The 4,758-nt window shown below is 71.6% G+C and carries 5 protein-coding genes and 2 pseudogenes; 2 read left to right on the top strand and 5 right to left on the bottom strand.

Annotated elements, in window-relative coordinates:
• Positions 1 to 158 precede the first annotated feature (158 nt).
• From ABZ281_RS38320 to ABZ281_RS38310, 3 genes are all read right to left on the bottom strand, one after another.
• On the bottom strand, positions 159 to 815 hold the full coding sequence (locus ABZ281_RS38320) for a PaaI family thioesterase (RefSeq protein WP_356662635.1): 657 nt from the start codon (positions 813 to 815) through the stop codon (positions 159 to 161).
• A gap of 155 nt (positions 816 to 970) precedes the next feature.
• Positions 971 to 1,447 (bottom strand): tautomerase enzyme, encoded by a 477-nt coding sequence (locus ABZ281_RS38315; protein WP_356662634.1) that lies wholly within the window; start codon positions 1,445 to 1,447, stop codon positions 971 to 973.
• A gap of 83 nt (positions 1,448 to 1,530) precedes the next feature.
• Positions 1,531 to 2,226, bottom strand: a complete 696-nt coding sequence (locus tag ABZ281_RS38310; protein ID WP_356662633.1) for an SDR family NAD(P)-dependent oxidoreductase — start codon at positions 2,224 to 2,226, stop codon at positions 1,531 to 1,533.
• A 63-nt stretch (positions 2,227 to 2,289) separates the two neighbouring features.
• On the opposite strand from ABZ281_RS38310, the pseudogene ABZ281_RS38305 reads away from it, so the two are divergent.
• Positions 2,290 to 2,529 (top strand): annotated as a pseudogene (locus ABZ281_RS38305) (transcriptional regulator); the annotation flags it as partial.
• 151 nt (positions 2,530 to 2,680) lie between these two features.
• Here ABZ281_RS38305 and ABZ281_RS38300 read toward each other — a convergent pair.
• Positions 2,681 to 3,235, bottom strand: coding sequence for an alpha/beta hydrolase fold domain-containing protein (locus tag ABZ281_RS38300; protein ID WP_356662632.1), 555 nt, complete (start codon positions 3,233 to 3,235; stop codon positions 2,681 to 2,683).
• 281 nt (positions 3,236 to 3,516) lie between these two features.
• On the opposite strand from ABZ281_RS38300, the gene ABZ281_RS38295 reads away from it, so the two are divergent.
• Positions 3,517 to 3,963: an ATP-binding protein gene (locus tag ABZ281_RS38295; protein WP_356662636.1), complete on the top strand. Its 447-nt coding sequence runs from the start codon at positions 3,517 to 3,519 to the stop codon at positions 3,961 to 3,963.
• Between the two features lie 121 nt (positions 3,964 to 4,084).
• Here ABZ281_RS38295 and ABZ281_RS38290 read toward each other — a convergent pair.
• A pseudogene (locus tag ABZ281_RS38290) lies at positions 4,085 to 4,579 on the bottom strand (polyphosphate kinase 2); the annotation flags it as partial.
• Between the last annotated feature and the right edge of the window lie 179 nt (positions 4,580 to 4,758).

Raw genomic sequence — 4,758 nt, 5'->3', positions numbered from 1 at the left:
GTCCTTCGCCAGCGCGGGACACGTGCCACCGCTGCTGCGCCACGCCCGGCACCACGCCGCCGTCCTCGAGGTCGAGCCCGGCCCGCTGCTGGGCACCGGGGCGGTCCTGGTCGTCACGCTTGCCGAGGCCTGCCGGGCCATGGACGAGCGCCGGGCCGTCATGGCCGTGCTCGCCGTCCGGCCGAGGTCTTGCCGGAGTCCCGCAGGCCGGGGAACAGGGCCCGGGCGTGCTCGGGGTCCGGTGAGACGAAGACTCCTTCCGCCGCCACCAGGACCGTGGCGGGGTCTTCCTCGGTGGTGATCGAACCGGCCACGTACACCTTGCGTCCCTCGGTGCCGGTGACGTGGGCGAGCACCCGCAGCGGGGCTTCCAGCGGCACGGGGCGCTGGTAGCGCATCTGGAGGGAGACGGTCATGCCGGGCATGCCCGCGGTGGCGCACGCCCAGCCCATCGACTCGTCCAGCAGCATGGCGCTGATGCCGCCGTGCCCGTAGCCGGGCGGCCCTTCGTGGGCGATGCCGAGCACACAGGTGCCCGCCACGCCGCCGTCGAGCCGCGTCACCTCCAGGGGCGGCGCGAGCGGGCTGCCGGTACCGGTGACGGGGCTGTACATCCGAACCCCGTCCGGAAACTCGTCCACCACAGGGATGTCCGCGCGTGCGCGGCGCTGCCCGGTCAGTTGTGCGGCGAGCCCGCGGACGCCCTCCGCCACGCGGAGCAGGGCATCCGGTGCGGCTGTGGTGCGGACGGTCGCGTCGACCAGAGCGCGCACCTCGTGGCCGAGAGCGGAGACCGCCGTGCGTCGCCGGTGCACTCCCTCCTCGGCCGGTTGCTCAGAAGGGGCAGGGGTGGCGGAGTGGCGCGGAAAGGGCGAGTTCATCGGGCTTCTCGTTGCATGGCCGCGTTCTGCGGCCGGGGTGGGGTGGATCGATTCGGGCTCGGGCGGGTGCGGTGCCCGCCGCGCGCTGCTCATGCGCCGAGCGCGGTCCGCACGGCGTCGGCCTTCTCCTCGGTGAACACCCCGGTCTCGAGCAGGGAGAGCACGGACAGGACGGTGCCGCGCGAGCCCCAGCTGCCCTCGTCGATCACGCGGAAGGTCACCCACCAGGCCGGCGACGGCTCCGGCAGGCCGCAGGCGTCGGCGAGCGCGGTCAGGACGCGCTCGATGACCTCCTTGCGGACGTCCCGGTGCCAGTCGCCGTCCATGACCGTCACGTCGATCACCATCGCATCGGCTTCCGGTCCCGCATCCGCCAGCAACCGGCCGCCGATGGCCATCATGTCCGGCTCGCGCTCGGTGAAGTGCACCTGGAACCCGACCCGCGCGGCCGGGGCGAACTGACCCACCTCGGGCACCAGTACGGCGTCCGTCAGCGTCCCGGCGAGCTCGCGGCGCCGCTCCGGGCTGAGGCGGCCCTTGGGGCTGTTCACGGTGATGACCGTCATGACTCTCCGACTCTCTCTATGACAACTGTTATAAGCCGAGCTTACATGGCGCTATAACAGGTGTCATAGCCCAGGGGGCCGGATCACCAGGCGAGCTCGCCGTGGCGGTCGCGAAAGGTCCCGGTCGGCCCGTCCGCCTCGAGGGTGGCGAGTTCGACGATCGCGTCGGTCCCCTCGGTCACCGTCTGCGGGCCGCTGTGTCCGTTGAAGTCGGTCGCGGTGTAGCCCGGGTCGGCCGCGTTCACCTTCATGTCCGGCAAGGACTTCGCGTACTGCGTGGTCAGCATGGTCACGGCAGCCTTCGACGCCGTGTAGAGCGGCGCGACGGCCCGCCCCTCGACGCGCTCGGGGTCGTGGGTGGCCGCGAACGACCCCATGCCGCTGGACACGTTGACGATGACCGGGTTCGCCGACGTGCGCAGCAGAGGCAGGAACGCGTGCGTCACCCGGACGATCCCGACGACATTGACCTCGAACACCTCGCTCGCGTCGGCTGCCGTGATCCGGTCGGCGGGACTGTGGGTCCCGAAGACACCGGCGTTGTTGATCAGGACGTCGATGCCCCCCTCGCGTGCCCCGATGTCGGCGGCGGCCGCGGCCACCGACGCGTCGTCCGTCACGTCGATCCGGATGAACCGGCCACCGAGTGCGTCGGCGGCCGTCCGGCCGCGCTCCGGATCGCGAGCACCGAGGAGGACGGTGTGCCCGGCCTCGATCAATCGGCGGGCGGTCTCGTACCCGAGGGACTTGTTGGCTCCTGTGATGAACGTTGTCGTCATGCGTTCACCTTCGGCCCGTGCCGAGAGGACAACCAGTGCCCTCCGTGACGGTAGGACAGTCAGGACGAGGGCGCGGTCGGTCCGCACGTCTCGGCCCGCAAGACCGTCATGCACCCCGAGGCCGGCGAGGTGACGTGCGACTGCGACGTGCTCACCGTCCCGGGCAGCGACATCCGCCTCATCGTCTACACGGTGGCCGCGGGCTCCGCCGATGCGGAGAAGCTGGATTTCCTGCGGGTCACGAGCGGCGTGCGCACCGGCGGTTCCTCGCCTTCCGGGCCCGCTCTGTTCTCCAGGCCCTGACGACCGGGCCGGAGCGCGGGTGTCGGCCACCGCTCCTTGCCGGTCCCTGCCCGGCAGTCACCGGGAGACGTCCTCGACGATGCGGGTGGCTGCGGCCCGGCCCTCGGGCGTGGGGTCGGCGGGTGGACATGCACGGCGCCCGCACAGACCGTCACCTCCAGCGGTGTCCTCCCGGCGGCGCGCTCACGCAGGCGGCACACGTCCGGGTAGAGACGTCGCGGGTGCCGATGAACACGGACATTGGCGCGAGGCCCTTCAGCGAGCCGGCGACCGGGCTCAGACGCGGGTCGGCCGGGTCGTCGCCGTCCGCCCGGGCACGGCCCATCTCGACCAGGCCTTCCGGTGTCAGCCACGGGTCGTGCGGTGCGACGGCCCGCACCGCGGGATGGCTGAGCGTGAGGTCGAGCCAGGGGGAGATCAGAGCGATCCGGCGGGGCTGCGGCAGGCCCGCGGCCGGGAGTTCCCGGGCGGCGCCGAGCGCGAGACCGGCGCCGGCGGAGTCACCGGCGAGTGGGTGCCGCTGCGGCGGGCAGGTGCTCCGACAACGCCGGTACACCTCGGTCACCAACGGATAGGCCTCGCGGTAGGTGTGCCGCGGAGTCAGGCCGTACAGAGGCACCTCGGCCCGGACGCCTTCGTCGGCCGGCGCCCCGACCAGGGACCAGTGCTGTCCGGTGATCTCGCTGGTGTACGCCCCGCCGCGCACGTACACGGCACCGCGAGCGGCCGAATTCTGTCCCGGGCGCGTGCCGCCGTCGAGGAGCGCGGCTTGGCGGTGATCCGCAGGTACCGGGCGACGGCGTGCATCGCGAGACTCATCCGCACCTCCGGCAGCGATGAAGGGCCGGCGTATCCGCAGTCTCCGATCGAGGCGCCTGCGGATACGCGGTGACGGCGGCGCCGTGCGACCCATGCCTGCCGAGGCGGTGCCGGGGTACCCGGCGGTGCACGAGTTCGTGTGTGGACGCAGGAGAGGGGACCGGGGCAGTGGCGGTGAAGGCGATGGGGTGGGCGCACTCCTTCCGTATGTCCGAAGGAGTACGAGCAGGGCGGGAGTGGACCCGCAGGCGTCTCGAGACCCTGCCCCGGGCGGCTGCCGAGCCGGACACGGTGGACGCCATCGTGCTGGCGGTGTCCGAACTGATCACCAACGCACACATCCATGCGCACAGCGACGCGCACCTGGTCCTCACCTGGGACGGCGACTGCCTTCATGTCAGCGTCCACGACGAGGACCCGACGCTGCCGCGCCAGCGCGATCCGGAGCCGGGCGAGGTCTCCGGCCGCGGAGTGGCGATCGTGCGCAGGCTCGCCGACGAGTGGGGGATGAGGTGCCAGCGGCACGGCAAGACGGTGACGGCATGCTTCCGCCCCGCCGATCCCGCGGCAGATGCCGAAGCGGACACGGGCCCTCGGGGCGGCAGCAGCAGTTGAGTTCCGCTCACCGTCGAGGCCCGCTCCCGAAGGAGAAGTGCCGTGTACCTGGCAAGAGGAGCGAGTGGCGACGACCGTACGTCTGGCTCTGGGTCCTGGGCGCCCTCGCCCTGTACACACACTGCCGGATCGCGAAGCGCGTGCGCTGCTCGGAGCGGGACACGGAGAACCAGAACTTCACCAGCAGGATCCCGTCGTCCACCAGCATCCGTTCGAAGGCCGGGCACTGGTCGAGGAACGGCTCGTACTCGTCCTTGGAGCAGTAGCCCATCACGCGTTCCACGCCGGCCCGGTTGTACCAGGAGCGGTCGAAGAAGACGATCTCCCCGGCCGTCGGCAGATGCCTGATGTACCGCTGCGCCGCGTCACGCCCCTCGCACACGACGACCAGGCGTGCGCCGGTGTCCTTGACCCACCGCTGGAGCTTGAGCAGCTCTACCTGCAGGATGCGCTTGGTGCGCTCGTACTCCTTGCGGCTCACCTTGCGGTCGTAGGGATGGTTCTCCCGCCATGTCCGGATGGGGTGCCCGTCCCCGTCCAGCACGATCGGCTGCTCCCTCCGGCTGGTGTCCACGGTCAGCCCGTCCAGCAGCTTGTCCGCGTCTTCGGCGCTCATCACTCGACTCCCCGTCCCTCACCTGGTGAACGGGCACACGGGTGCCCCGCCCGGACCCACCCATGTGAGGTGCGAGGATGCCGACCGGCACGGACATCCCCGCCGGCCGCTCAGAGCGCGGTGCCCGTCTCCTCGGCCAGGGCCCGCACCAGACGGTCCTGGAACGCCTCGTCGTGGAC

This window comes from Streptomyces sp. NPDC006265, from assembly GCF_040613555.1.
In the GTDB taxonomy this organism is placed as follows: Bacteria; Actinomycetota; Actinomycetes; order Streptomycetales; family Streptomycetaceae; genus Streptomyces.
This window is presented reverse-complemented; position numbering and strand designations above follow the sequence as displayed.